Origin of the sequence: Vibrio sp. 1180_3 (genome assembly GCF_029478545.1) — a bacterium.
Classification (GTDB): Bacteria; Pseudomonadota; Gammaproteobacteria; order Enterobacterales; family Vibrionaceae; genus Vibrio; species Vibrio aestuarianus.
In genome coordinates, this window is the sequence record NZ_SJFM01000258.1 from 1 (window position 1) to 261 (window position 261).

At 37.5% G+C, this 261-nt stretch carries 1 protein-coding gene; it reads right to left on the bottom strand.

What is annotated here, in order from left to right:
- Window positions 1-54: 54 nt before the first annotated feature.
- On the bottom strand, window positions 55-261 hold a 207-nt coding region (locus tag EYW48_RS21760), incomplete at its 5' end, for a hypothetical protein (RefSeq protein WP_277433110.1).

Genomic DNA, 261 nt, shown 5'->3' on the forward strand with positions numbered 1-261 from the left:
CTCAATTTAGTTTTGGGTCTGGTTTGTGTTGAATTTTGTCAGTTTAAAATCGCTTTAATTGAAATGTCTTTTTGACTGATTCACTTGCTGAAATTCAGCTCTGAAAGTCTGGTGAAGCAAAAGGTTTGGTTGTGGCTGAAAGGGCGCTTTCTTTGTTGTTGATTCTGCGTGGCTCTCTTTGGCTAAGATCGCTGTGAAATTTAGGTTTTGGTAAGCATCGTTTTGCACGTAACTTATTAAAATTTCTTCATTTCTACGGTG